The sequence below is a fragment of the Thalassospira sp. A40-3 genome, assembly GCF_015871485.1.
Taxonomy (GTDB): Bacteria; Pseudomonadota; Alphaproteobacteria; order Rhodospirillales; family Thalassospiraceae; genus Thalassospira; species Thalassospira tepidiphila.
The window spans coordinates 3,684,393-3,710,408 of the sequence record NZ_CP065428.1 but is presented as its reverse complement, the minus strand read 5'-3'; the positions used below and the strand labels follow the sequence as shown (position 1 = coordinate 3,710,408).

Sequence of the window (26,016 nt, the reverse complement as noted above, 5' to 3'; positions counted from 1 at the left end):
AGATCGCGCATTGAAGTTTGAATGATGTTGTGGGGATATGATGTCTGATCCGGTCCGTGCCTGTCTGATTATTATCGGCAATGAAATCCTGTCTGGCCGCACCCATGACAAGAACCTGCCTTATCTGGCAGAGGAACTGAATGCGCTTGGTGTCCGCCTGGCCGAGACCCGCGTCATTCCCGATATCGAAGCCACCATCATCGATACGGTTAATGAATGCCGGGCTAAATTCGATTATGTCTTCACCACCGGTGGCATTGGCCCGACCCACGATGACATCACATCGGAATGCGTCGCCAAGGCATTCGGGGTGGCGATCGAACTAAATGCAGACGCGCATGACTTGCTTAAGAGCCATTATGAAAACCCCGAAGACCTCAACGAAGCGCGCCTGCGTATGGCACGCATTCCGGTCGGGGCGGAGCTGATCCAGAACCCGATTTCCAAGGCGCCGGGTTTCCGCATGGAAAATGTCTACGTCATGGCCGGGGTGCCGATGATCATGCAGGCCATGTTCCAGGGCATCAAACATCAGTTGATCGGCGGCAAGCCGATGGTATCGCGTTCTGTCGGCGGCTATATCGCCGAAGGCACGATCGCCAAGGTGCTTGGCGAAATTCAGGCTGATTTCCCCGAAACCGATATCGGGTCCTACCCCTTCCTGCGTGAAGGCAAGCTTGGCACTACATTGGTGGTGCGCGGCGAGAGTGCCGATGACGTCAATCAGGCATCTGATCGCATTCGCCTTGCCATCATCGAAGGCGGCAAGGATGTGATCGAGGATACCGGTGCTGTTTGATTGCCTTGGCCAGTGGCCTTGAATTGCGTTTGATCAAGGTAATGTCTTCGGGCTGTGTCTAGAATTGTTCTGACCTTTTACGGGAAGACAACATGACCGATCAGAACCCAGACTTGCATCGCGACCCGCATAATGACGCGCGCAACAGTCAGGCCGCGCGCGAAGCCCGGTCGATTGTGAAATTCATGATCGAACACACAGCTTACGGCGGGTTTGGCGCGCTGGTGTTCGGGGCATTGGTTCTGTATTTCGATATTGGCGGGATTTACAGCCTTGCGACGTCATCGCGTGACGCGCCGATCTTTATATTCCTGCTGTTTTTCGGCCTGTTTGTGACCTTTGGCAGCATCAGTCTGGGCATCGGGATCATGACGCTTGGCGGCTTTTCCGATGATGACCGCTATCGCGATGAACGGACGCGTAACCGCAATTCAGATGACAGAAAATAAAAAAGGCGCCGATCAAGGGCGCCTTTCTGGGATTATGAAAACCTGTCTTATGGCCGGTCCGCACCGGACTTCTTGGCGATTACGCGGGCAACCAGCATCCCGATGATCCAGCCCGCCAGCGGCACGATGAAAATGTAGTCAAACAACGGGTGGCTTGAATCCCCACCCGACGCCGCCAGAATGATCCCGACCCAACCCGCGGTCAGAAGATAACCCATGATCTTGAAATAGACCCCGTTCGACAGCCCCTTTTTTTGCGTCGGCTGTTCGGGATTGTTTGGTTGGCTTGGTTCGCCAGACATTCAGTATTCCTTGCGTTCTGAAATATGTTTTGGCAATCAGCGTTCAAGTGTCAGCGCATCGGGATCAATGCGATCCTGCCAGCCTTCGCGCACAAGTTCGGGCACGACGTGATCTTCTTCCGGATATCCGATGCACAGATAGGCAATCAGCCGCCAGTGGTCTGGCACATCAAGCGTTTTGCCAACCACATCGGGCTCAAGGATCGAAACCCAGCCAACCCCGATGCCCTTCACACGCGCGGCCAGCCACAGCAACTGAACGGCGGCGACCGCAGAATAATCAAGCATCTCTGGCATGGTCTTGCGCCCAAGGCCCATGCCGGCTTCGGTTTCTTCATCGGCAAACACGGCCAACTGTACCGGGGCCTGATCCATACCCTGAAGCTTCAGTGACGCATAAAGCTTGGCGCGTTCACCGTGATAGTCATTAAGGGCTTCGTTATTGGCGCGCTCGAAACTGTCGCGGATTGATTTGCGACGTTTCGGGTCATTGACCTTCACAAAACGCCATGGCTGGCAATTGCCGACAGACGGCGCCAGACAAGCTTCCTTGATCAGATCATCAATGTCCTCTTGCGGGATCGGGTCGGTGCGAAAACGCCGGACATCGCGCCGCCAGAGCAAAAGATTGATGAACTGCTTCTGAAAGGCCTGGTCAAAAACCGGCGGCGTCAGGTCCGTTTCCGGGGCGCTATTTGTGGCAATCTGATCTGGTTTGGTCATGGCGCGGGCCTGATGAAATGCGAGGTAAATTTCAATTGTTTTGCACCCTACCTGTCAGCGTCGCTGTCGCCAATAGCAAGATGATCTCATCGATCCATCACAGCCCATTTTTGCGCACCATGCGCTGAGGTAAACCTAGAACGGCACATCTATGGTCAGAAAACCGGTATAGTTGCCGTGCGACACTTCATAACTCAGTTTTCGCCGCAACTCGAAACTGACACTGGCCGGGAAACTGCCCCATTGCTGGGTAATACCACCCCCGGTATCAAGATAAAGATTGGTGCTTTCAATGCTGACAAACGGCTCAAGCGTCATGGAGGACTGTGCCACATCATGGATCAGGGAAAACTCCGATCGAATGCCGGTAATGTCCTCAGACCCGGTGGCGATGTCGCGAAACCCCTGAATGCTGAGATCAAAACTCAGCGGGTCATAGGCATAATCCGCCCCGGCATAATAGCGCGTCGATCCACTGCGCCCGTAATTCTGGTTCAGAAGCGATATGGTTTCGTCCTGCCCGGCAAACGGAATGATTTCATGATTGCCAAAGCCAAGGCGATAGCGCGCCTCGACCGAGGCATCAAAAAGCTGTGTGGTTGCGATGCTCCCGGGCACAAGTCCGCCACTGGTGGCGCGCGCCGCATCGACATATTCGCGCGCGGTGGTGATGTCGCCATCAAGCTGGATGCGCAGCGGCACCGCGCCAAACTCATAGTCGGTGCCAAAACCGATGCTGTTTGAAATGCTGGTACTATCAAGCCGTTCCGCGTAGCGCAGATTATCGGGCACCGGGCCAATCGGGGATTGGCGGATGGTGCTTTGGCCAAGGCTGATGCTGCCGCGCAAGTTAAACCAGTCTGTCACCCGCGACACAAAGTATGGCGACAGGGCCAGATTGTTCTCGCGATAGCCCAATTGCCGAGTACCGGATTCGCCAACCGTGCTGCCCCAGCCAACCCCGATGCCAAGCACAAGCCCGTCATCAATCAGATAATCCACACCGCTATCAATCGAGATGGTGTCGCCACTGAGGCCCGGATCATATCCCGACCCGGTGATACGGTTTTCAAGTTCTGAATGGTTGCCCGCAAGCCAGATACTGATCGGTGCATGCACGCTGCGCGATTGGGTCGGGAACGTCCCCGCCGCACTATCAAGGTCAAGCTTGCGCGCAAGCGATGAAAGCGCATTGCGCCCGGCCAGAATTTCGCTGGGCGTTGGGGTGCCCATGCCAAATTGCAGATGTTCGGTGGCCTGTTGCGGCGGGGATAGGAAGCCATCAAACAACAACGGTGCGACCCGACTGTCATAAAGATCTTCGTCCATCTTGTCATACAGGCGGTTCATGTGGCGCTGCTGATTTGCGGTCCGGGTGGTTGTCTTGTTGCGCAATACCGGTGCATCAGGCCGTGCGGCATCATCGCGGGCAAAGGCCTGCGGTATTATGGGCGGCTGGCTTATCTCCCGTCGAAGGATATAGGTAACGGCCGCCAGACAGACCGTGGCAATCACGGCAGCTTGAAAACGCCTGTGCATCTGACTTTAAACGTGACTGTTTGGGTCAGTGGTCCAGCATGACAGACGAAAATGCACGGAATATGGAGAAACACGGGCAGTTCTGCCCCATTGCTGTTTAGCTGCGCAAAGGTGCCGATTAGCGCCAATAGAATGTTGCGTCAAAAACCAAGCCGCGCTAGAACGCTTTGCACCGGCTTTGGCCGGTTCCAACGCGCGTCGCGGGCGTGGCGAAATTGGTAAACGCAGCGGACTTAAAATCCGTCAGCCCTAAGGCTTTGCCGGTTCAAGTCCGGCCGCCCGCACCAGCGCATCGGCAAACGGACCCTGTTTAAGGTCCCGGCATCAAATTGCCGAATTCCTGTCATCAAATCCTCTGCTTTGTATTTCATCCTGTGAGCATCCCGGCACAGGTTTGCTGTGGATGTTGTTTTATCCCCAATGCAGGAGAATGAAGATGGTTCACTTGATTGCCATTGGTGTCATTGCCGCCGCCGCACTGGTCGTAACGTGATGATCAACCGGTGACTTCTTGTATGAGATGCTGCAGTGCGATAGGATCTGTGATGTGCGTATTCACGCCATCAACAGGCCAGCATCGCCATGAACAAAGTCGCTGCCAAATCCACAGAACTTTCGGGCGTACCGATCCAGCAGGACGGCGCATGGCACGCACTACCCGCCGATCAGGCCCTTGAGGCTTTCCAAACAAGCCCGCAAGGCCTTGATGCAGACCAAGCATCAGAACGTCTGGCGCAATATGGTCCCAACCGGCTTGATCCGCCGCGTCGGCGTGGGCCGCTGATCCGGTTTCTGGCCCAATTCAACAATGTGCTGATTTATGTCCTGCTGCTGGCGGCTGTCGTCACGGCGGCACTGGCGCATTGGGTCGACACGTCGGTCATTCTGGCGGTGGTGGTGATCAATGCCATCATCGGCTTTGTTCAGGAAGGCCGGGCCGAAAGCGCGCTTGAGGCAATCCGAAATATGCTGTCGCTTGCCGCCATCGTCGAGCGGGCCGGGCGTAAAATCGAAATCCCCGCCGAAGACGTCGTGCCCGGCGATATCATCCATCTGCAATCGGGTGACAAGGTCCCGGCTGATGTGCGTCTGATCCGGGTCAAGGGCCTGCAAATTCAGGAAGCCATCCTGACGGGCGAATCTATCCCCGTCGATAAGGCCGTGTCCCCCGTGGCCGCGGACGCGGCGCTTGGTGATCGTTTTTCCATGGCCTATTCCGGTACCATGGTCACCCACGGGCAGGGCTGCGGCGTGGTTGTTGCCACCGGGTCAAAAACCGAAATCGGCCGTATCAGCGCGCTTCTGTCCGAAGTCACCACCCTTACCACGCCGCTTCTGCGGCAAATGTCGACCTTCGGGCGGAAGCTCAGTGCAGCCATCATGGCGGTCGCCTTTGTTACCTTTGCCATTGGTGTCTGGGTGCATGGGCGCGGGGCGGCTGACATGTTTGTCGGTGCGGTCGCGCTCGCCGTCGCCGCCATCCCCGAAGGTCTGCCTGCGATCATGACCATCGCCCTTGCCACCGGCGTGCAACGCATGGCCGCACGGCGCGCGATCATTCGTCGCCTGCCTGTGGTGGAGGCATTGGGATCGGTCAGCGTCATCTGCTCGGACAAGACCGGCACGCTGACACGCAACGAAATGACGGTGCAGTCGCTCGCCACCGGCAAGCATCTTTATGCCGTGACAGGCACCGGCTATAGGCCGGTGGGTGGCTTTGAACTGGACGGCAAGCCGGTCAAACCGGATGACCATCCCGGCCTGACCGGAATGGCGCGCGGGGCACTTTTGTGCAGTGACGCCGGTCTGCATGAAAGTGATGGTCAATGGTCGGTCGATGGCGATCCGACCGAAGGCGCACTGGTGGCCCTTGCCATGAAGGCGGAACTGGAACCCGGTGCCGAAAACCGTCAACTGCCGCGTCATGACGTCATCCCGTTTGAATCCGAACATCGTTTCATGGCGACCCTGCATCACCATGCCGAAGGCCATGGCTTCATCTATGTCAAAGGCGCGCCGGAACGTATTCTTGCCATGTGCAACTCTCAGGGCGGACCAGATTATCAGGAAGTCCTTGATCGTCCCTATTGGGAAGCCCGCATGCAGGAAATGGCCGAAAATGGTCAACGGGTACTCGCACTCGCCTTCCGCCCGACCCATAACGGCCACCACCAGCTGGTCTTTGATGACGTCAAACAGGATCTGGTGTTGATCGGCCTTTACGGGCTGGTCGATCCGCCGCGCGACGAAGCCATCGCCGCCGTTGCCAAATGCCGTGCAGCCGGGATTGCGGTTAAAATGATCACGGGCGACCATGCGATCACGGCCGGTGCCATAGCCCGCCAACTCGGCCTTGGCGATGGGGAACCTGTTGTCAGCGGCCATGAGCTTGACGGGCTTGATGACGACGCATTGCGCGCCGTCGCCCGGAAATCCCACGTTTTTGCCCGCACCAGTCCCGAACATAAGCTGCGTCTGGTCAAGGCCCTTCAGGCAGAGGGCCATGTCGTTGCCATGACCGGCGACGGGGTGAATGACGCCCCGGCGCTCAAGCGCGCCGATGTCGGCGTTGCCATGGGCCAAAAGGGCAACGAGGCCGCCAAGGAAGCCGCCGAAATGGTTCTGGTCGATGACAATTTTGCCTCGATCGCCGCCGCGGTCGAAGAAGGCCGAACGGTTTACGACAATCTGGTCAAATCGATCCTGTTCATCCTGCCCAGCAGCGGCGGGGAGGCCCTGACCATTGTCATGGCGCTGGCCCTGGGCCAGTTGTTACCGATCACCGCGCCACAAATCCTGTGGGTCAATATGATCACCGCGGTGACGCTCGCCCTCGCGCTTGCCTTTGAGCCGGCTGAAGATAACGTCATGAAACGCCAACCGCGCAGGCGCGATGCGCCGTTGCTATCGGGCTTTCTGATCTGGCGGACAATTTTTGTTTCGCTCATTCTCGTGGCCGGTGTGTACGGCGTGTTTGTCTGGTCCCAGAACCGCGGGGCGGACCTTGAAGTGTCGCGCACGGTCGCGGTCAACACGCTTGTGATGTTTGAACTGTTCTATCTGTTTAACGCCCGCTTCCTGACCGCATCGGCATTCACCAGACAAGGGCTTTTGGGCAGTCGGGCGGTGTTGATCGCGATCGCACTGGTCGTGCTTTTCCAGCTGATCTACACCTATGCCCCGCCGATGCAGTATCTGTTTGAAAGTGTCGCCATCACGCCACTTGGCTGGGCGATGGCCGTTGGTGTCGGGTTCAGCGTCTTTGTGCTGGTCGAGATTGAAAAGGCTTGCCTGCGACACTGGCAGAAACGCAAGACAGGGTAATGTTTACCGGATGTAAAGCAGATGCCGCCTATCCATAACGCATCGCCGCAATCACGTGTCAGGCTGCCCTATGCCGTTACCAGACCAAGAAGACGAAGGCCCGCGCAAGAAGGAGCGGATTGGCAAATATGTCGCCCCCGAAGAGCGCGCAGCCAATATCGTCAAACAGCTTGATGAATTCCTCCGCAAGGGGCCGAGCAAGGGGCTGAAATATTCCCGTTGGCAGCAACTGGCCTGGTATGAGATCGTCGATGAAATCAAGCGCGCCGAAATGGCCCAGAAAAATCAGGACACCCTGACCAAATCCGCCTTCCTCAGTCTGGCAATTGGCTTTGGTACGGTCGGCTTCTGGGGGCTGGTGCTGGTGGCGGGCAATGGCTTGGGCGCAATTGCCGCAGGCGTCATTGTGATTGCCGGTCTTGTTGTCTGGCGCGCCTTGTCCAAGGCAAAATGGTTCAAATAACGGTTCTATCACGCAGGCATTCGCACATATGAACAAGGAAGCAGCCGAAACTCTTGCCATTCGCGCCATCGCCCATATCGCCGGCGACGACGAATTGCTTCAGGGCTTGATCGCGCAAACCGGCATGGGGCTTGATGATCTCAAAGCCGGGATCGCCTCGAACGAGGTGCAGTGTGGTGCGCTTGAATTCCTGCTGTCACACGAACCGTTTCTGATGCGCTTTGTCGAGGAGTCGGATTACGTCCCCGAAGATCCGGCGCGCGCCCAGATCGTTTTGTCCGGCGGCCCGATCTGGCAGGACTGACCCCGGCCCGGCAAAACACCAGCCTAGACGGTGATTAATTCAGGCGGGTTGGCAATATCGCTCAGGCTGTCGGTGCGCAGTAGCCCGAAAATCACCGAATCACGAATGCCGATATGGGTTTGCCACTCGCCGCGCAGAACACCCTCGCGGGTGAAGCCCAGCTTTTCAAATGTTCTGATTGACGCGTGATTGTCCGGATCGATATCGGCAAACACCCGGCGCGCAGTGGTATTTTCAAACAGATACCGGATCGCGGCATAAAGACCACGTGCGGCGTAATTCCGTCCCCGCGCGGGCGGGGTCACCATGCAGGCCGCTTCCCAAACATCCTCGTCGCGTCCGACATTATAAAGCGCAATACGTCCAAGGGCCGGTCCATCGGGTGTCTCGCAGATCACCCATGATGTCGCCTCGAACCCGGTTGTCCATTCGCGCAACTTGGTAATCGTCGCATCAAGATCGGCAAAGGCCGGGTCAGGAAGCCAGGTACAACAATCCGGATCACCAAAAATGCGGTGCAATGCTGCGCCATCTGCCGCCGGGTCAAGGGGACGTAAAAACATGTGGGGCTCTTGGGTGTGCGTTGGACGGTGGTGGTTGGTCAGCTCAGGAACGGAAGGGGCGCACCGCCATAGACGTAAATCCACACCAGAAGTCCGCCGCCCAGCAAAATGCGATAGATGGCAAACGGCGTGAAGCTGGATCGTTTCAGCCAGCTCATCAGAAGGGCGATGGCGATCAGGGCGGTGATAAACGACAGGCCTGCTGCAAGAAGAACGTCTTCGGTCAGGTTGATGTCGCCTGCCTGATGCAAATCGATCCCTGCCAGCAACCCGGCACCGAGAATGACCGGGATCGACATCAGCATCGAAAACTGTGCTGCGTCCGATCGTTCATACCCCATGAAGCGCGCAGCCGTCATGGTGATGCCCGACCGGCTTGTGCCCGGCACAAGGGCCAGAACCTGTGCAAGCCCGATAAACAGGGCACCGCCCCAGCGCATATGTTCAAGACGGTTGATCGTCATGCCGACCTTGTCGGCAAGCCAAAGCAAAATGCCAAAGCCAAGCGTGGTCCAGGCAATGATTTCAATAGAGCGCAGCTGTTCCTCGATCCCGGAAACCTTGAAATAGAATCCGACGGCAATCACCGGGATGGTGGCAAGCACGATATGAAGGGCAAGACGGGCACCGGGGTTGATTCGCCCGGTAAACAGCCGGACAAATCCGCCAAGCATGGCAAACACATCACGCCAGAAATAGATCAAAACAGCAGCCAAAGTACCGACATGCACCGCAACGTCTACCAACAAACCCTGATCCGCGCTGCCGGTGAGGGCAGGGGCCAGGACAAGGTGGCCAGATGAACTGATCGGGAGAAATTCGGTGATCCCTTGAACGATCGCCAGAAGAATAATGTGCTGTAGGGTCACGCCCGCCTCTGTGGCTGTTCGCTGCAAAAACTGATCGCTTATAGCAGTTTAGCCCATTTTGGCGAAACGCATAAATAGTACCATCATGGTACTATTGAAACAATGTTGCGGTCATTTTCCGAGGCCCTCTCTGAAAAACCGGAAAATTTGTCCGGATATTTAAGTCAGCAATATTGACCTAAATGATATTTTGTGCTGGATTCTTGCCTGTTCGACACGTATACAGAGCAAAACCCGCAACATAAAACCCTTCCAGAGGGCCGTCATGACAGAAAAGATGCTGACATTTGTTCATCTTGAACAAAAATATCCGCACAAAAGAGAAGCGTCCGAGCGCCGCACGGATTTCAACGAAATTTATGCACCGTTTGATGACAATAGTGCCGCCGATCAGTCATCGCGCTGCTCGCAGTGTGGTGTGCCATTCTGCCAGGCGCATTGCCCGCTTTATAATAACATCCCCGATTGGCTGCGCCTGACCACCGAAGGTCGCCTTGAAGAGGCTTATGCCATCTCGGCTGCAACCAACAACATGCCCGAAGTCACCGGTCGCATCTGCCCGCAGGATCGCCTGTGTGAAGGCAATTGTGTGATCGAACAGTCGACCCACGGCGCTGTTACCATCGGTTCTGTTGAAAAATACATCACCGACACCGCCTTTGCGAATGGCTGGGTGAAGCCGCCGAAACCGGCCAAGGAAAATGGCATGTCGGTTGGCATCATCGGCGGTGGTCCGGGTGGTATGGCCGCGGCCGAACAGCTGCGCCTCAAAGGATATGAAGTCCATATCTATGACCGTTATGACCGCATGGGCGGGCTGCTGGTTTATGGTATTCCGGGCTTCAAGCTTGAAAAGGATGTCGTCGAACGTCGTGTGAAGCTTCTCGAAGAAGGTGGTGTTGTCATGCACACCGAATTCGAGGTTGGCCGTGATGCGACCCTTGATGACCTGCGCAAGAAACATGACAGCGTTCTGATCGCGACCGGCGTTTACAAGGCCCGCGAACTGAAGCTGCCCGGTGCCGGTCTTGGCAACGTCTATCCGGCACTTGAATATCTGACCACGTCCAACCGCCACGGCCTGGGTGACACGGTTCCTGCTTACGAAGACGGAACGCTGAATGCCAAGGACAAGAATGTTGTCGTGATCGGTGGTGGTGATACCGCCATGGACTGTGTCCGTACCGCGATCCGTCAGGGTGCCAAATCGGTCAAGTGTCTCTATCGCCGTGACCGTGCAAACATGCCGGGCTCGCAGCGCGAAGTGGCCAATGCCGAGGAAGAAGGTGTCGAGTTTGTCTGGCTGACCAACCCCGAAGCCTTTGTCGGCGATGACAAGGTAACCGGTGTGCGTGCGGTCAAGATGCGACTTGGTGCCCCGGATGCCGGTGGCCGTCAGAGCCCGGAAATTATCGAAGGTTCAAGCTACACCATGGATGCCGACATGGTCATCCTGGCGCTTGGTTTCGAACCCGAAGACCTGCCGACCCTGTTTGATGCACCGGAACTGGGTGTGTCGCGCTGGGGCACGGTCAAGATCGACTTCCGCACCATGATGACCAATCTCGATGGCGTGTTTGCTGCGGGTGATATTGCCCGCGGTGCCTCGCTTGTGGTCTGGGCAATTCGCGATGGCCGTGATGCGGCTGACCGGATTGATGAGTATTTGCTGGCGCGCAAAGAAGCTGCTGCTTAAGCCCGCTGCCGCATTAGGAGAGAGACGATATGAACAAGATCGTTCAGGATAAAATGGATCAGAACCGTGGCGCTGCTGACATCGCCCGTTTTGAAAAGAACGCAGCACATCTTGAAGCCAGTGGCATGTATGACCCGGCCGAAGAACACGCCAACTGTGGTGTGGGTCTGGTCGGTGCCATTGACGGCAAACCGCGTCGCGAAGTTGTCGAAGCCGGTATCGAGGCGCTGAAAGCCATCTGGCACCGTGGTGCTGTTGATGCCGACGGCAAGACCGGTGATGGCGCGGGTATCCACCTTCAGATCCCGCAGGATTTCTTCAAGGCTTACTTGAAAGTCATCAACCAGGAAGCCCCGGACAGCCTGATCGCTGTTGGTCAGGTCTTCCTGCCGCGTATCGACATGGCCGCACAGGAACGTTGCCGTGCGATTGTTGAAACCGAAATCCTCAAACAGGGTTACGGCATTCTCGGCTGGCGTCAGGTCCCGGTTGATGTATCGGTCATCGGTGAAAAAGCCAACCAGACCCGCCCGGAAATCGAACAGGTTCTGATCGGTGTCCGTGATGACGTCGACGAAGAAAAGTTCGAGATCGACCTTTATGCCATCCGTCGCCGTATCGAGAAGGCCGTGCTTTCCGAGGCGATCAAGGATTTCTACATCTGCTCGATGTCGTGCCGTTCGGTGATCTACAAGGGCATGTTCCTGGCCGAAGACGTCGATACCTTCTATCCGGACCTGCGCGATGATCGCTTCATTTCGAACTTCTGCGTCTATCACCAGCGCTACTCGACCAACACCTTCCCGAGCTGGCCGTTGGCACAGCCGTTCCGTGTTCTCGCCCATAACGGCGAAATCAACACGCTGCGCGGCAACGTCAACTGGATGAAAAGCCACGAAGCACGCATGGCACATGATGCCTATGCCGACAGCATCGATGACCTCAAACCGGTGATCCAGCCGGGCTCATCTGACTCGGCCGCCCTTGATGCCGTGTTCGAACTGATGGTGCGTTCGGGTCGTGACCTTCCGATGGTCAAAACCATGATGGTGCCAGAAGCCTGGTCGAAAAAGGCCTCTACGCCAGACAGCTATAAAAACCTCTATGCCTATTGCAACGCTGTGATGGAACCGTGGGACGGCCCGGCCGCCCTTGCGGCCTATGGCGGCAAATGGCTGATGGGTGGCACTGACCGTAACGGTCTGCGTCCGCTGCGTTATGCAGTAACCGGCAACGGTCTTCTGATCGCTGGTTCCGAGGCCGGTATGGTTCATATCGACGAGGAAGCCTGCGTTGAAAAAGGCCGCCTCGGCCCGGGCCAGATGATTGCCGTCAACCTCGCAGAAGGCAAACTGCTGCACGATGCCGAGCTTAAAGATCAGCTGGCCGCACGTCGCGACTGGTCGAAATGGGTTGGCCGCACCAAGGTGCTCGACGATCTGATTTCACCGGAACATGCCGAACCGGCACATTTCGAAAAAGAACGCCTGCTGCGTATGCAAAAGGCGATGGGCCTGTCCCACGAAGACCTTGAACTGATCCTTCATCCGATGGGTGAGGACGGCAAGGAAGCTATCGGCTCGATGGGGGATGACACCCCGCTTGCGATCCTGTCGGATCGTTATCGCGGCTTGCATCACTTCTTCCGTCAGAACTTCTCTCAGGTCACCAACCCGCCGATCGACAGTCTTCGTGAAGCGCGCGTCATGAGCCTGAAAACCCGTCTGGGCAACCTTGGCAACATCCTGGACGAGGATGAAAGCCAGTGTGACTTGCTGCAGCTCGAAAGCCCGGTTCTGACCAACGCCGAATATGACGCCATGCGTGGCTATATGGGCGAAAGTGCTGTTGAAATCGACACCACCTTTGACATCAGTGGTGGGCAGACGGCCCTGCGTGATGCGATCACCCGCATCCAGCGCGAAGCCGAGGAAGCTGTGCGTGGCGGTGCCCTGCACATCATCCTGACCGACGAAGGCATTTCCGAAACCCGTGCCGCGATCCCGATGATCCTTGCGACCGGTGGCGTGCACAGTTACTTGGTTAAGACGTCGCTGCGCACCTATATCTCGCTCAACGTTCGCTCGGCCGAATGCATGGACGTGCATTACTTCGCCGTTCTGATCGGTGTCGGTGCAACAACGGTCAACGCCTATCTCGCACAGGAAGGTCTGCTGGATCGTTATGCGCGCGGCCTGTTCCCGAATGTGAACAGCACCGCCGAAGTCATGCAGCGCTTCAAGGCCGCAATTGATGCCGGTCTGCTCAAGATCATGTCGAAAATGGGCATCTCGATCATCAGCTCCTATCGTGGTGGCTACAACTTCGAAAGCATCGGTCTCTCGCGTTCACTGGTGGCTGAATTCTTCCCGGGCATGCCGTCGCGCATTTCGGGGATCGGCCTTCAGGGGATCCAGCGCCGCACCATCGCCCAGCACAAGGAAGCCTTTAACGGCAATGTCGTGACGCTTCCGGTGGGTGGTCTGTATAAATACCGTCGCAGTGGCGAACGTCACGTCTGGACCGGTCCGCTGATCCATACCTTGCAGTCTGCTGTGACGTCTGGCAGCTACAACACCTTCCGCAAATTCTCCGAAGGCCTGCGGTCGCGTGAACCGCTTCATCTGCGCGATCTTCTTGATTTCCGCAGTGACCATAGCCCTGTTCATCAGGACAAGGTCGAAAGCATCACCGAAATCCGCAAGCGTTTCGTAACCCCGGGCATGTCCCACGGCGCACTCTCGACCGAGGCGCACGAAGCTCTGGCGATTGCCATGAACCGCATCGGTGCGAAATCGAACTCCGGTGAAGGTGGTGAATCGCGTGAACGTTTCCGTCCGCGTGCGAACGGTGACAATGCGCGTTCCTCGATCAAGCAGGTCGCATCGGGTCGCTTCGGTGTCACGGCCGAATACCTCAACAACTGCGAAGAAATCCAGATCAAGGTCGCCCAGGGTGCAAAACCGGGCGAAGGTGGTCAGCTGCCGGGCTTCAAGGTCACGGTGGAAATCGCCCAGTTGCGTCATGCAACGCCGGGTGTAACCCTGATTTCGCCGCCGCCGCACCATGACATCTACTCGATCGAAGATCTGGCACAGCTGATCTATGACCTCAAACAGATCAACCCGCGCTGCCGCGTCTGCGTCAAGCTGGTGTCGCGTTCGGGGGTCGGGACGATTGCTGCCGGCGTTGCCAAGGCAAAAGCCGACGTGATCCTGATTTCCGGTTATGACGGTGGTACGGGTGCAAGCCCGCAGACCTCAATCAAATATGCCGGCGTTCCGTGGGAAATGGGCCTGTCGGAAGTGAACCAGGTGCTCACGCTCAACAACCTGCGTGACAAGGTCAAGCTGCGCGTTGACGGTGGTTTCAAAACCGGCCGCGACGTGGTGATCGGTGCCATGCTCGGTGCCGAGGAATTCGGTATCGGCACCGCATCCCTGATCGCACTTGGGTGCATCATGGTCCGTCAGTGCCATTCGAACACCTGCCCGGTGGGTGTCTGTACCCAGGATCCGGCACTGCGTGCCAAGTTCGTCGGTACGGCAGACAAGCTGGTCAACCTGTTCACCTTCATGGCCGAGGAAGTCAAAGACGTTCTGGCCGAACTTGGCTACACCCGTCTCGAAGAAGTTATTGGCCGATCAGACCTGCTTCAGCAGGTTCACCGTGGTGCCAAGGACCTTGTTGACCTTGACCTTAACCCGCTTCTGGCACAGGCAGATGCTGGCGATCATGCCCGCTTCTGCACCATCGAAGGCCGTAACGAAGTGCCAGACACCCTTGATGCCCAGATGATCAAGGATGCCCGTCCGCTTCTGGAAGACGGCGAAAAGATGCAGCTTCAGTACAACATCCAGAACACCCAGCGTGCGATTGGGACCCGGATGTCGTCACTGATCACGCAGAAATACGGCATGACCGGCCTGAAACCGGGCCATCTCCATGTTCGTCTGCGTGGCTCGGCTGGTCAGTCGCTTGGTGCCTTTGCCGTGCAGGGGCTTAAGATCGAAGTCCAGGGCGATGCCAACGACTATGTCGGCAAGGGCCTTTCGGGTGGAACGATTGTTCTGCGTCCGCGCCCAAGCAGCTCGCTGAAAACCAACGAAAACACCATCATCGGCAACACCATTTTGTATGGTGCGACCGCCGGCAAGCTGTTTGCCGCCGGTCAGGCCGGTGAACGTTTCTGTGTGCGTAACTCCGGCGCGACCGTTGTGGTCGAAGGCTGTGGTTCGAACGGTTGTGAATATATGACCGGTGGCACGGCTGTCATTCTTGGCTCCGTTGGTGAAAACTTCGGTGCCGGCATGACCGGTGGCATGGCCTTCATCTATGACCGCGACAATACCTTTGCCGATGTCGTTAATGATGGCTCCATCCTGTATCAACGCATTGAAACCCAGCATTGGGACGAACATTGCCGTTCTCTGATCGAAGAGCATGTGGCCGAAACCGAAAGTGGTTTCGCCCGCACCATCCTCGATAACTGGGACCGTGAACGCGGCAACTTCTGGCAGATCGTGCCAAAGGAAATCGTCGACAAGCTGGAACACCCCATTCGCTCCGAGAGCGAAAACCAGGCAACTGCGTGATCCCTCACGCTTTTGCGCAAGCTCCCTTGTCCAACACACCTGGACAAACGAACTCGCCCCGTACTTCGGTACGGGGCTTTTTTCTTTTGGGGGAGTTGCCTTGCTTGAACCGGCAAAGGCACGTCAAATGCGTGCGTTCCTGACGGGAACGTCTCGACGCAATGATGCGCGGTATTGCTGGTTAAAGCACGATGTTCAGATAAGTCCCGCGCCGGGCATTATGGTCAATCTGATCGGTTGCGATCAGGTTGCGCAGGCGGGCAAGCTGGGATGCGATGAAACTGTCCGATGACGGCTGATCGGAATTGGCACCAACCCGACCCCGCGAAACCATACCGCCCTGCGGACGCGCGCGCGCATCCTGAAGGCCTGTCTGGGAGGAGCCTGTGCCAATTCTGTTGGTGGTCATCTGATCGTCCACGATTGATGTTGGGCTTACCCTAGCACGTGGTCAGACGTTTGTCATGATCGCGTGACGGGCCGCATCAAAGCGCAATCCGTGATCCAGACAGAAAGAAGGGTGGCCATACAAGACCACCCCGGAGGAAGCTAACGAGAGGGAAAAATCACGTTAGGATATTAACCTTGGTGCCACGATTGCCGCTGGTTTCAAGCGGCTGGTGTTCGGTGACGATAGAGCCGATCACCTTGGCAAGACCGGTTGCCTTATTGATCGCGCCTTCTGCGGCTGCGAAAGGCAAAGACGGGTCTGCACCACCTTTGGGCGTAATTGCATCATTCACGGCCTGTGCCGCTGAACCAAGTCCTGAACCTTGAACTGAGCCGATCATCCTGACCTCTTTATCTGTCCGGGTGGGCGATGCCCATCACTCTTTACCGGGTTCTTCAAATCTGTCTGAAGTTCACGGTATGGGCTTGTTAGGTTCATATAAGTGATGGTTGTCACACTATCCAGTGCTGTCGCAATCCAAACCCCGCCAATTGCTTGGTTTGCAAGCATTTTAACTAATATAGGCGGGTAAGATTTTTTTAACCATTCGGCGAAATTTCCGCGATTTCGCGATGGTCAGGGTTGGGGACTCGACCAGTTGAGCAGCGATGTCAGTTCGACTGCGCCCGCTCGGATGCGAGTTTGAGCGCATCATGAACCGCTTTCTGCAACTTGCCGGGGCGGAACGGCTTTTTGACAAACACGTAATTGCCCAAAAGATTATCCAGTTCCTTGCGCGATCGTGCAGGGTAACCCGACATGAACACCACGCCATAGCGCGGGTTTTGGCGCAATGCCTCGATGATCAGTTGCGGGCCGCTTCGACCGGGCAAGACGACATCGGTCACAATTACATCAAATGCCGCATCACCCGTGCTCGTTTGCAGGATCACCAACGCTTCTTCGGTGCTTTTCGCGATCTCGGTGCGATAACCGGCATCTTCGAGGATGATTTGGGCGGTGGTGCGCAGGGCCTGTTCATCATCGACAATCAGAACACGTTCGCCATTGCCGGGGAAGACGCCGATCTCGTCAACTTCGTCCTCCGGCTCTGCGCCGGGTTCCGAACGCGGCAGATAGATCGAAAACGTCGTGCCTTCGCCCTCGACACTTTCAAGATTGATAAAACCGTGGGCCTCTTCGACCCAGCTATGAACAATCGAAAGCCCAAGACCGGTCCCCTTGCCCGGCTCCTTGGTCGAGAAGAAGGGCTCGAAAATGTGATCGATCACATCTTCGGGAATCCCGGTGCCGGTATCCTGCACGGTGATGACAACAAACTGGCCTTCGACCTCTGGCGGATAGATATCCTCGTCTTCATCGGCATCGCGCTGTGCCAGCGGCGGAATATCGGCACTGCTGCAAGAAATCTGAAGCGTACCGCCATCGGGCATCGCATCGCGCGCATTGATCGCAAGGTTGAGGATACAGGCCGACAATTGCGTCGGATCCACCCTTGTATGAAGGTCGGCCTCGTCGGCCCAGATTTGCAGATCAATCCGGTGCTCCAGCAAGGTCACCAGCAGTTTTTCCATCTCCGCAAAGATGCTTTCAACCCGGACATTTTTCGGCTGATCGATCCTGCGGCGCGAGAACATCAAAAGCTGATCGGCAACACCGGTCGCGCGTTCGCCAAGCGAGATGACGTGATCGATATATTCCTTGACCCGTTCGGGATCATCAATCTTGGCACGTGCCACTTCGGCGAAACTCAGGATACCGGCAAGGCAATTGTTGAATTCATGCGCAACGCCACCGGCCATCTGGCCTACCGCCTCAAGCTTTTGCGATGTGGCAAGCTGGCGCTGCAAGGCTTGTTGTTCCTCGGCGGCGCGATGCTGTTCGGTAATGTTGCTGCCCGTCCCGCGATAGCCGTTGAAACTGCCATCCAGCGCAAAGACCGGAACGCCATTGATCCGCCCGAACTGCTTTTCACCATCCCGCGATGTCCAGGAAAATTCGACGTTATAGAACGCGGTATGTTCATCAAGATGGCGTTGCAGATATTGCCACCCCTCCGGGTGTTCCGGGTGCAGCCCAAGTTTGTCAAACGACTGCCCCTGCGGGGAGCCATTGATTTCCTCGATCAGCTGATAAAACTTATAGGATGCAAAGGCGATTTTGAAATCGCTGCCCATCTCCCAGTACCAGTCGGCGGAAGACAGGGTAAAGTCGCGGAAACGTTCTTCACTGTCGCGCAAGGCATTCTGGGCAGCCTGATGTTGCTGGGTGCGGCGTTCCAGACTTTCGGCCATGGCGTTCAGGCCACGCTCCAGAATGCCGATTTCGTCACGTCCCATCGGTGTCAGCCGCGAACTCAGCTTGCCGACCTGGATCTTGTTAACAAACTGTGCGGCTGTGATCAGGCGCTTAAGCACCGTGTGCTGGGTAAACAGGAAAATCAGTGCGGAAGTCAGCAACACACAAAGGATGGAGCCGATCACAAGCACCGACTGCATCTGGCGTTGGCTTTCTTCAAGGCCCTTGGTCGACACCTTGAGATAGACATACATGAAGGGCTGATTGGCATTCAGGGCAAAGATCGGCGTGATGCTGACCATGCTTGACCCGCTATCGTCATCAACCGTGAACAGGGTCTGCTCTCTCATGTCGGCGCGAAGCTGTTCGGTCGGGAAGTCCGGTAACGAGCTGATCGACGCACCGATCATCAACGGGTCGGTTGAATGATAGATGGTGCCGTCAAAACCGACAGCGAGTGCTTGCTGCAAATGCCGTCCAAGCAGAAGTTCCATCTGCTCGGGGTCGCTCAGAATAGAGACCTTGAGTTGTTCCTGCTGAATAAGCCGTCCGGGTGTGCTGATCTGTTCCGCAATCCTGCGGTCAATTTCGGCCCCGAAATAGTTCACATAATAACCGCCAAACAGACCAAAAAGGATGGTTTCCACGACAATGATCGCAAATGCGATCTTGAAAACCAGACTGCCGATCAGTCGGTCAAACAGCGTCCTCAAGTTAATTCTGCCCCCATTCAGAATGATGCGTGTTTGTCGTGGATTTTACTCGGGCTGAATAAAATACTGACTTGGATTGGTCGGTGCAGGTGTCGCATAACTCCAGGCGGCAGGCATGACCTTGGGAACGTTGTGGAAGTCCCGTGCCACCACGCCTTTTCTGTTTGGCGGTAATGCAATTCCCATAAGGTAAAACTGATTTGCACTGATGTCGAGAATATCGCGCATCAGTTGATTTTGTTTTTCCGCATTTGCTGTCGCTTTGAGCTGGTCATAAAGCGCAAGCTGATCCTGAACATCTTTGGGTGGGGTGATGGCATCGGGGCTTTCGGGGTTCAGGTACCAGTTGGCCCATCCGGTTGCAAACCAGGACGATTCAGAAGACATCGGCAGGTAATTGATCGGGATAAGCATTGCATCAAGGCCGCCATCGCCGCCCCACGCACTGGCATTGTGTTCATTGCGTTCGCGCAAAGCGACAAATTCGTCGCGCGCAAGGTTCCGGGCCCTGACATCGATGCCAAGTTCACGCCAATACCCCATGACCGCATCCAGCATCTGAAAGCGTTCCGCACCCTCGGTATCAATCGTGAATGAAAGCGGCTTGCCATCCGGACGCAACAGGATGCCGTCATCATTGATGGTGGTCAGTCCCGCCTTGGCAATATAGCTCCGCGCCAGTTCGACATTATATGCCATGAACTGTCGCGCCAGCACCGTGTGATATTGCGGGCTTTCCGGTCTTGGTGCCGCCTGATGGGGCAAGGCACCGGGAACAAAGCGATCAATGATGGTTTCACGATCAATCGCATATGACAGGGCAACGCGAAAATCCTTGTTCTGGAAGATGTCGCGCAGCACCGGGTCCTTGTCATTGAGATTAAGCGACAAGGTCATGATATTCATATCGCTCTCAATCAGCGTGAAGGCCTGAAGATCCTTGTTTTGGGCCAGAACTTCGTTGGCGCGCGTGCCGATATGGCGTTCCTGCATATTGACCTTGCCGGCAATGGCCGCATCACCAGCCGCACTTTTTGACGGCACCAGTGTCATGGATACCGTGTCGATATAGGGAAGTTGACGACCTGTCGGATCAATTTTCCAGTAATAGGGATTGCGCTTGGCGATCAGCGGATCGTCCTTGCCATATACCCCGGTAAGCACCCAGGCATTCAGGGTCGGCACATCGGGATTGTTCCAGCGCGTCGGGTCATCAATCGTACCGGGCTGCCCAAATACGTCGATAAAACGCTCTTTCCAGCCGGAATAACCCATCTTCTGGGCGTCGGCATCGGCATTGGCATTATATTTCGGCAAAAGCGGCTTCAGAAAATGCGCCGGATAGCTCACCGGTTCAACACCTTCGGGGCGGGCGAGGGCGGTCGGGAAAAGTCCGTATGGCTTGCTGAAACGAAACGCGACGGTATAGGGATCGATCTCGTCGACTTGCACGGTATTACCGCCCGATGTCAGCCATTCCGGCACCGCATCGGCAAAGGCCGGATTGTTCAGGATATCTTCGTACCAGAAAACGATGTCATCGGCGGTAAACGGGGCGCCATCCGACCAACGCATGCCTTGTCGCAGACGGAAAAAGAACTCGGTTGCATCGCTGCTGGGCTGGAATGACAACGCGACATTGGGGATGGTCGAAGACCATTGCGGGGTCCAGCGCAGAAGGGGCTCATATCCAATCGTCCTGATCAGCAGGGCATGGTCGCGGCTGTTACGCTGCGCCATTTTCCAGGTGCCGCCATAGGTTCCGACCCGTTCATTGGGGGTGACGATCATCGGTGCGGTCGGCAGGCGATCCTTGATCGGCGGCAGATTTCCGTCCTCAACCAGTTTGGCAAGTTCGGGCGCTTCACCAAATTCAACGGCATGCGTTTTGGCAACGCCAGTCAGCATTGTGGTCAGTGCAACAATCAGGATAAGAGTATGGTGCCTCACAAAAACCTGGCCCCCCTTTTGGATTTGTGTGCTCTGGTCTAAAGTATTGCGACAACTACCCTAAAGTGGTGGTATGTTGATCCTCCCAAACTAGATAGAGTGATCGAGTTGTGGAAGTACAAAATTTGCAATCGCGCGTTTTTTTGTATCGATTCATTGCGCGGCGAAATTGCTATATGTGAAATGCGTTTCGGTTTTCAAACGCATTTTCATCGGTGATCAAATGATCAAACCGTCCGCTCGATTGGGAAAAATTCAGCGTCGCACCCATCTTTTTTCTTCTTATTTTAATTCGACCCTAGCATCCGAAACGCCCGGAAATCAAAGTTTCTTTTAAACTAATATAACGATCTGAAGTGGCTGAGACCGCCTTGCAAGCTGCGATTGGATTTGCACTCTGTCGGGGCAGCCCAATATGATGACTGTGTCACAATGCGAACCGAAAGTTGTGCCAATGACGCAATCAGATAACAGCGATAAAACAGGGGATGGACCGTCATTTTTACCCGGTCCAAAGCCTGCGGCACCGATCCCCCGTTACGAATCGGGTTCGGATTCGCGGTTGCGTGAAAGATTGCGTGCAACAACGGCGGGCGTATCGCATGTTTCCGGATCCGACGATCAGGACCGGTTCAATCTGGCCGGCATTGACGGCATGATTGATCGCAAAAAGGCCAATGTGGCCGCCAGGATCGTCGATACCGACCCCGAACAGGCATTGCGCGTGATCCGCAACTGGCTGCTGGGCAACTAGTTTCCACCACAACATCCCGTGCCATCCCTTCGGCTGTTTGACGCCGTTTGTCGATAATGCTTTGGATCTGCAAGGGTATTTGTCATGGTTTTACATGATAGATATCTTTTGAAACATCGGGGGCAGGGGTTTGACGGATTTTAGTAAACTGATCACGGCGCAGTTCTGCGTTTTTGATCCCGACTATGTCGCGCAGCAAAAAACATATGCCGCAAAGCTGGCCCCGCTTCAGGATAAACTGATCGCCGCCCAGAAAACCGGCAACAGCATGGCGGCCTCCGATCAGCAGATGATCGAATGCAAATGGCTGCTGCAATACACCGCCGACTGGAAAACGCTTGATCAAAAGCTGGCTGGCTTTGCCAGTTCGCTGAACAATCCCGATCAGGCCTGGGCCGAAAAGCAGGTCGCAAGCGACGGTTCCTGGGGGCCGTGTTACGATCAATGGTTCCTCAAAGTCGATGCGATGATTGATGCGGTCAATACGCTGGCCGATGAAGGCAAGGCGCCGGAATACCCGCTCAGTTTTCTGGAACCGATTTCAACACCAGACAAGATGACGGCCTGGCTTGATGATCAAAAGACATCGCGGATTTTTGCCGATGGTCTTGACCGCCGTGATGCCCTTGGGGCCGTAACGGCGGCACTTTCACAGATGTGCTTTAAAAGCGAAATCCGCGATTATTTCAAAACCAACGTAAAGGGCTTTGATCTGACCGATGATTACATCACGGCCTACAAATCATGGCTTGATGACTGGCAGGATGGTGAAAGTGGCTATTGGGGCGGTTGGTTTGACACCACCGATCAGGGCGTTCTTAAAAGCTGCGATCTCAGCCTGACGTTCCATAATATCTCCTACCAGCATGGCAAGGTCGATTTGTGGACGCAGATTTTCAACACCACCCTTGCGATCCGCGATGATGCCTATCCGTTCGGCTGGAAGCACAATGGTGATTTCAACAATCACAACAATTATGACGTCACCAAGATTTTCGATCTTGGCTGGTCAAAGGTTGATGGTGCGACACAAGATGCGGCATCCAAAGACATCGCCTTGGTGCTTGATTGGTGCCTGACCAAATCCATGACGCCCGATGGTGGTTTTATCGATGACCCGACCTTCTATAACTCGGTCGGGGCCGCCTATTATTACGGCGTCTCGTTCCTGGATCAGGCGGGATATTTCGGCACAACCGCGCCCTTCTGGACCGACAAGCCGTTCGCAAATGGGCCCGCCCTTTGCTGCAAAATCCAGAAAAAGATCAAATCCGAAGGCCTCGATGATGATGAAGCCAAGGCAGCGCTTGAAAAACTCGTCGATGCCTGCGGCAATTGCACGTGATCGGCAAAATCTTTGAATAATTTGATCTATGCATTGGCGAAAGAGGGATCACTGCACCCATATTAATAGCTAAGAACAACAACGTATAATGAGGTTTCGGATGACGGATCGAACAGACATTGATCTTGCGAAATTGCGCTCCCGGCTGGAGGAAAGACGCGCCGAGATTCTGGCACATTCAACCCACTCGGAAGACTACCGCAAGCCGGTCGAACTGGATCAGCAGGCGGTCGGTCGTCTGTCGCGGATGGATGCCCTGCAAAATCAGGAAATGCATCTTGAACAGGAACGCCGCCGCGTGGTCGAGCTGGAGCAGATCGAAAAAACCCTCAAGCGCATGGATGACGACCAATACGGTCACTGCCACAATTGCGGTGAACCGATTGCCGCCAAGCGCCTCGAATTCGATCCGACCACACCGCTTTGCGTCGATTGCGCTGATCATGTGAGCCATGTCTGATCGTTGCGCGTAAAGGGAATATCGCAAACGCTGCGTGCGGGTGTTTCTGTGCGCAGCGTTTTCTTTAAATTCAGGAGAAACGGTTTGCCAGCTTTCGGGCAACGCAATGATCAGATCGGAAAAGGCCGCATCTTGTGCGCGCTTTTGATCGTTCTGGCTGCGCTGGTGTTTCTTCCCAATTTGGCCCGTGCCCAAGGCACCTGCGCGCCAATCAGCGCGCCCGAAGCCTTCCTTGAATTTAATCACATGGACCCGATGCTTGATCGGCACCGCTCGGTGCGCTGGCTTAACAGCCGTGCCGGCGGCAGTCCGCGTTTTCTGGTAACCGGATTGACTGAATATGAAGTTCAGGCATCGTTCGATATGCGTTTTGAACCGCGCCAAGTCGGCTTTGGCCGTTATTGCCTTGATCCGGTGCGGGTCAATCCCAAGGTCGATGTCGTCAAACACTTGGTCTATATCGCGTCCGAGCTTGAACGCGGCACTTGCGAATATGATGTGGTTTATGCCCACGAAGGCGAACATGTGAAGATCAATCAGGGCATGGAGGCCGACATTCGTGCCGCCCTCGATGATCTGGTCAATGATGTGGTCAGACAGGTTGGTGCCATGTTTCCGATGCCAGCGGACAATGCACAACGCGCCATGCGGCGGCTGATTTCGGAATATGGCCGGGATTTCAAAAGACGGCTGAACGATATTCGCAGGCGGAGTGCGGAAAAACACAAACGGATCGATACGCCGCAGGAATATGAAAAGCTGTCACTGGCCTGTGGGCCAAACTCGGCCTTTCAGACTGTCTTGCAGGATGCCGCCAGATAGGGTTATCGGGGATCAGTCGGCGTAATTGCCGTCATCCGCGGCGTCCATTCCCGCAACGTCGCGCAGTCCCACAAGATCAAGTTTGAAGACATTGCGTGATTTGAATTCCAGCAGGTCGTGACGTCTGAAATCGGCGATGATCCGGCTGGCCGTTTCGGTGGTAATGCCAAGCATCGCGCCAATATCTTCGCGGCCCGGAACGGTGCAGGTCTCGGTCACGTCATCATGTAAAAACAGGCAAAGCCGGGCAACCCGTTCGCGCGCCGTACCGGTCGACATCTGGGTCAGCCAGTTATCGGATTCCATCACCGCCTGATGCCAGCGATTAAGCACCTGCTTGTGCAAGCGCGGGCTTTCATTATCAAGCCTTTCAATCACCGCAATCGGAATGCGGCACAGCTTGCTGTCCTGAAGGGCCTCGGCATGATGGGTGAAACACTCGCTGACCAGCGACTCAAGCCCGATGGTGCCGCCGGGTTTGACAAGGCGCACCACCCGCTGATTGCCATCTGGCAGGTAATGGACAAGTTTGATCAGGCCAGAGCGGAGGGTATAGATCGATTGCGCCTGATCACCGGCATTATAAAGCGTATTGCGTTTGGGCAGGGTGATGTCTTCAACCGGCATATGGACAAGTTTGAAATCCTCGTCCGTCAGGTTGTTGAACAGGGCAAATTTCCGCACACCGCATTCGCGGCACCGCGCAAGTTCGGGTCGGAATGTGTAGCTTGCTGTATGGTTCACGCTCTCTACCCATGACGTCGGGCTGATCAGGGTGGTCGATCAAACCCGGATACGGCCGGAATTGAAAAGTTTAATCAATCCAATCCTGAACCTAATGTACCGTACCAGAATGTGAAATCAAAGCAAAGTCATGCTGGTCGGCGCACAACTGTGATCCAGATCGTGATTTCAGCTATTGGAATCAAGGGTGACCAGACCCTTTTCAATGGCATAGCGCACCAGACCGGCCGAACTGTCGATACCAAGTTTGCGCTTGATGTTGCGGCGGTGGGTTTCAACGGTGCGGACACTGATATCCAGTTCACGGGCAACATGCTTGTTGCTCGCCCCCTTGGCCAACAGGCGCAAGACCGTGCGTTCACGCGATGTCAGCGGCACGCCATCGCTGTTGTTATCTTCGCCATCACTGATGCGATCGAATGTGGAACTATACGCCTCACCGCCATTGGCAATGGTTTCAATCGCACGCACCATGTCATTGGATGACACATCTTTCAGGATAAAGCCCTTTGCACCCGCCTGCTGGGCGGTGCGCAGATATTCCGGGTTTTCATGCATCGACAGGATGACAACCTTGGTATCGGGCAGGGTTTCACGGAATTTCTCGGCTGCTTCCAACCCGTTCATCACCGGCATCGAAATGTCCATCAGGACGATATCAGGATGCAGGTCACCGGCCATGGTCAATGCCTCGGCCCCGTTGCCGGCCTCGCCAACGATATTGATATGTTCAAAGCATTCCAGTCGCGATCGGATGCCATCCATGACAAGTGCGTGATCGTCGCAAAGCAAAATCCGCAATGGCCGATGGGTGGAATAAACTTCGTTGGCAATGGTGGCATTGGTCATGGATCAAACGAGTTCCTGTCGCGTGACTGTCGGGTTGTGCGTC

General features: G+C 55.7%; 22 protein-coding genes and 1 tRNA gene. 12 read left to right on the top strand and 11 right to left on the bottom strand.

Going from position 1 to position 26,016, the window contains the following annotated elements:
- Positions 1-37: 37 nt before the first annotated feature.
- Both IT893_RS17010 and IT893_RS17005 read left to right on the top strand, forming a co-directional pair.
- The gene (locus IT893_RS17010) at positions 38-799 is read left to right on the top strand and encodes a molybdopterin-binding protein (RefSeq protein ID WP_197146080.1); all 762 of its coding nucleotides are present in this window, start codon (positions 38-40) and stop codon (positions 797-799) included.
- Positions 800-891: 92 nt separating this feature from the next.
- Positions 892-1,248 (top strand): hypothetical protein, encoded by a 357-nt coding sequence (locus IT893_RS17005; protein ID WP_197146079.1) that lies wholly within the window; start codon positions 892-894, stop codon positions 1,246-1,248.
- A gap of 47 nt (positions 1,249-1,295) precedes the next feature.
- Here the strand turns inward: IT893_RS17005 and IT893_RS17000 are convergent, their stop codons facing one another.
- The 3 genes from IT893_RS17000 to IT893_RS16990 form a co-directional block, all read right to left on the bottom strand.
- Positions 1,296-1,550, bottom strand: coding sequence for a hypothetical protein (locus tag IT893_RS17000; protein ID WP_197146078.1), 255 nt, complete (start codon positions 1,548-1,550; stop codon positions 1,296-1,298).
- 36 nt (positions 1,551-1,586) lie between these two features.
- Positions 1,587-2,273 carry a 5,6-dimethylbenzimidazole synthase gene (bluB, locus tag IT893_RS16995; protein WP_197146077.1) on the bottom strand — a complete coding sequence of 229 codons (687 nt, stop codon included), beginning with the start codon at positions 2,271-2,273 and terminating at the stop codon, positions 1,587-1,589.
- Positions 2,274-2,408: 135 nt separating this feature from the next.
- Positions 2,409-3,812, bottom strand: coding sequence for an autotransporter domain-containing protein (locus tag IT893_RS16990; RefSeq protein ID WP_143588674.1), 1,404 nt, complete (start codon positions 3,810-3,812; stop codon positions 2,409-2,411).
- Positions 3,813-4,012: 200 nt separating this feature from the next.
- Between IT893_RS16990 and IT893_RS16985 the strand changes: the two genes are divergently transcribed.
- The 4 genes from IT893_RS16985 to IT893_RS16970 all read left to right on the top strand — a co-directional run bounded on the left by IT893_RS16985 (position 4,013) and on the right by IT893_RS16970 (position 7,903).
- Positions 4,013-4,099: transfer RNA gene (locus IT893_RS16985), tRNA-Leu, on the top strand.
- A 295-nt stretch (positions 4,100-4,394) separates the two neighbouring features.
- Positions 4,395-7,136, top strand: a complete 2,742-nt coding sequence (locus IT893_RS16980) for a cation-transporting P-type ATPase (protein ID WP_197146076.1) — start codon at positions 4,395-4,397, stop codon at positions 7,134-7,136.
- Positions 7,137-7,206: 70 nt separating this feature from the next.
- The gene (locus IT893_RS16975; RefSeq protein WP_008888359.1) at positions 7,207-7,599 is read left to right on the top strand and encodes a hypothetical protein; all 393 of its coding nucleotides are present in this window, start codon (positions 7,207-7,209) and stop codon (positions 7,597-7,599) included.
- A gap of 28 nt (positions 7,600-7,627) precedes the next feature.
- The gene (locus tag IT893_RS16970) at positions 7,628-7,903 is read left to right on the top strand and encodes a DUF3572 domain-containing protein (RefSeq protein ID WP_197146075.1); all 276 of its coding nucleotides are present in this window, start codon (positions 7,628-7,630) and stop codon (positions 7,901-7,903) included.
- Positions 7,904-7,926: 23 nt separating this feature from the next.
- On the opposite strand, the gene IT893_RS16965 is transcribed toward IT893_RS16970, so the two are convergent.
- Positions 7,927-8,466 carry a GNAT family N-acetyltransferase gene (locus IT893_RS16965; RefSeq protein WP_197146074.1) on the bottom strand — a complete coding sequence of 180 codons (540 nt, stop codon included), beginning with the start codon at positions 8,464-8,466 and terminating at the stop codon, positions 7,927-7,929.
- Positions 8,467-8,504: 38 nt separating this feature from the next.
- Positions 8,505-9,335 carry an undecaprenyl-diphosphate phosphatase gene (locus IT893_RS16960; protein ID WP_197146073.1) on the bottom strand — a complete coding sequence of 277 codons (831 nt, stop codon included), beginning with the start codon at positions 9,333-9,335 and terminating at the stop codon, positions 8,505-8,507.
- Between the two features lie 265 nt (positions 9,336-9,600).
- Here IT893_RS16960 and IT893_RS16955 point away from each other — a divergent pair, with 265 nt between their 5' ends.
- Together IT893_RS16955 and gltB are read left to right on the top strand one after the other, a co-directional pair.
- Entirely contained in the window at positions 9,601-11,031 is a 1,431-nt protein-coding gene (locus tag IT893_RS16955) for an NAD(P)-dependent oxidoreductase (RefSeq protein ID WP_008888355.1), read from the top strand.
- Between the two features lie 29 nt (positions 11,032-11,060).
- Positions 11,061-15,626 (top strand): glutamate synthase large subunit, encoded by a 4,566-nt coding sequence (gltB, locus tag IT893_RS16950; protein ID WP_120224164.1) that lies wholly within the window; start codon positions 11,061-11,063, stop codon positions 15,624-15,626.
- 181 nt (positions 15,627-15,807) lie between these two features.
- Here the strand turns inward: gltB and IT893_RS16945 are convergent, their stop codons facing one another.
- From IT893_RS16945 to IT893_RS16930, 4 genes are all read right to left on the bottom strand, one after another.
- Positions 15,808-16,035 carry a hypothetical protein gene (locus tag IT893_RS16945; protein ID WP_008888353.1) on the bottom strand — a complete coding sequence of 76 codons (228 nt, stop codon included), beginning with the start codon at positions 16,033-16,035 and terminating at the stop codon, positions 15,808-15,810.
- Positions 16,036-16,192: 157 nt separating this feature from the next.
- Positions 16,193-16,417 carry a hypothetical protein gene (locus tag IT893_RS16940; protein WP_062956730.1) on the bottom strand — a complete coding sequence of 75 codons (225 nt, stop codon included), beginning with the start codon at positions 16,415-16,417 and terminating at the stop codon, positions 16,193-16,195.
- A 271-nt stretch (positions 16,418-16,688) separates the two neighbouring features.
- Positions 16,689-19,049, bottom strand: a complete 2,361-nt coding sequence (locus IT893_RS16935) for an ATP-binding protein (protein ID WP_197146072.1) — start codon at positions 19,047-19,049, stop codon at positions 16,689-16,691.
- A gap of 45 nt (positions 19,050-19,094) precedes the next feature.
- Entirely contained in the window at positions 19,095-20,999 is a 1,905-nt protein-coding gene (locus IT893_RS16930; protein WP_197146071.1) for an ABC transporter substrate-binding protein, read from the bottom strand.
- Positions 21,000-21,561: 562 nt separating this feature from the next.
- Here IT893_RS16930 and IT893_RS20190 point away from each other — a divergent pair.
- The 4 genes from IT893_RS20190 to IT893_RS16910 all read left to right on the top strand — a co-directional run bounded on the left by IT893_RS20190 (position 21,562) and on the right by IT893_RS16910 (position 24,380).
- The gene (locus IT893_RS20190) at positions 21,562-21,753 is read left to right on the top strand and encodes a hypothetical protein (protein WP_231959624.1); all 192 of its coding nucleotides are present in this window, start codon (positions 21,562-21,564) and stop codon (positions 21,751-21,753) included.
- A 130-nt stretch (positions 21,754-21,883) separates the two neighbouring features.
- Positions 21,884-23,098, top strand: a complete 1,215-nt coding sequence (locus IT893_RS16920; protein WP_063088509.1) for a hypothetical protein — start codon at positions 21,884-21,886, stop codon at positions 23,096-23,098.
- Between the two features lie 100 nt (positions 23,099-23,198).
- Entirely contained in the window at positions 23,199-23,558 is a 360-nt protein-coding gene (locus IT893_RS16915) for a TraR/DksA family transcriptional regulator (protein WP_063088510.1), read from the top strand.
- 84 nt (positions 23,559-23,642) lie between these two features.
- Positions 23,643-24,380: a hypothetical protein gene (locus IT893_RS16910; RefSeq protein ID WP_063088511.1), complete on the top strand. Its 738-nt coding sequence runs from the start codon at positions 23,643-23,645 to the stop codon at positions 24,378-24,380.
- A 12-nt stretch (positions 24,381-24,392) separates the two neighbouring features.
- On the opposite strand, the gene IT893_RS16905 is transcribed toward IT893_RS16910, so the two are convergent.
- Both IT893_RS16905 and IT893_RS16900 read right to left on the bottom strand, forming a co-directional pair.
- Complete coding sequence (locus tag IT893_RS16905; protein ID WP_063088512.1) at positions 24,393-25,124, bottom strand: Crp/Fnr family transcriptional regulator; 732 nt, start codon at positions 25,122-25,124, stop codon at positions 24,393-24,395.
- Between the two features lie 168 nt (positions 25,125-25,292).
- Entirely contained in the window at positions 25,293-25,973 is a 681-nt protein-coding gene (locus IT893_RS16900) for a response regulator transcription factor (protein ID WP_008888344.1), read from the bottom strand.
- Between the last annotated feature and the right edge of the window lie 43 nt (positions 25,974-26,016).

Excerpts from the sequence above, each read along its gene's own strand:
- IT893_RS17010 (WP_197146080.1), top strand. The coding sequence starts at position 38 with ATGATGTCTGATCCGGTCCGTGCCTGTCTGATTATTATCGGCAATGAA.
- IT893_RS17005 (WP_197146079.1), top strand. The coding sequence starts at position 892 with ATGACCGATCAGAACCCAGACTTGCATCGCGACCCGCATAATGACGCG.
- IT893_RS17000 (WP_197146078.1), bottom strand. The coding sequence starts at position 1,550 with ATGTCTGGCGAACCAAGCCAACCAAACAATCCCGAACAGCCGACGCAA.
- bluB (WP_197146077.1), bottom strand. The coding sequence starts at position 2,273 with ATGACCAAACCAGATCAGATTGCCACAAATAGCGCCCCGGAAACGGAC.
- IT893_RS16990 (WP_143588674.1), bottom strand. The coding sequence starts at position 3,812 with ATGCACAGGCGTTTTCAAGCTGCCGTGATTGCCACGGTCTGTCTGGCG.
- IT893_RS16980 (WP_197146076.1), top strand. The coding sequence starts at position 4,395 with ATGAACAAAGTCGCTGCCAAATCCACAGAACTTTCGGGCGTACCGATC.
- IT893_RS16975 (WP_008888359.1), top strand. The coding sequence starts at position 7,207 with ATGCCGTTACCAGACCAAGAAGACGAAGGCCCGCGCAAGAAGGAGCGG.
- IT893_RS16970 (WP_197146075.1), top strand. The coding sequence starts at position 7,628 with ATGAACAAGGAAGCAGCCGAAACTCTTGCCATTCGCGCCATCGCCCAT.
- IT893_RS16965 (WP_197146074.1), bottom strand. The coding sequence starts at position 8,466 with ATGTTTTTACGTCCCCTTGACCCGGCGGCAGATGGCGCAGCATTGCAC.
- IT893_RS16955 (WP_008888355.1), top strand. The coding sequence starts at position 9,601 with ATGACAGAAAAGATGCTGACATTTGTTCATCTTGAACAAAAATATCCG.
- gltB (WP_120224164.1), top strand. The coding sequence starts at position 11,061 with ATGAACAAGATCGTTCAGGATAAAATGGATCAGAACCGTGGCGCTGCT.
- IT893_RS16945 (WP_008888353.1), bottom strand. The coding sequence starts at position 16,035 with ATGACCACCAACAGAATTGGCACAGGCTCCTCCCAGACAGGCCTTCAG.
- IT893_RS16940 (WP_062956730.1), bottom strand. The coding sequence starts at position 16,417 with ATGATCGGCTCAGTTCAAGGTTCAGGACTTGGTTCAGCGGCACAGGCC.
- IT893_RS16915 (WP_063088510.1), top strand. The coding sequence starts at position 23,199 with ATGACGGATCGAACAGACATTGATCTTGCGAAATTGCGCTCCCGGCTG.
- IT893_RS16900 (WP_008888344.1), bottom strand. The coding sequence starts at position 25,973 with ATGACCAATGCCACCATTGCCAACGAAGTTTATTCCACCCATCGGCCA.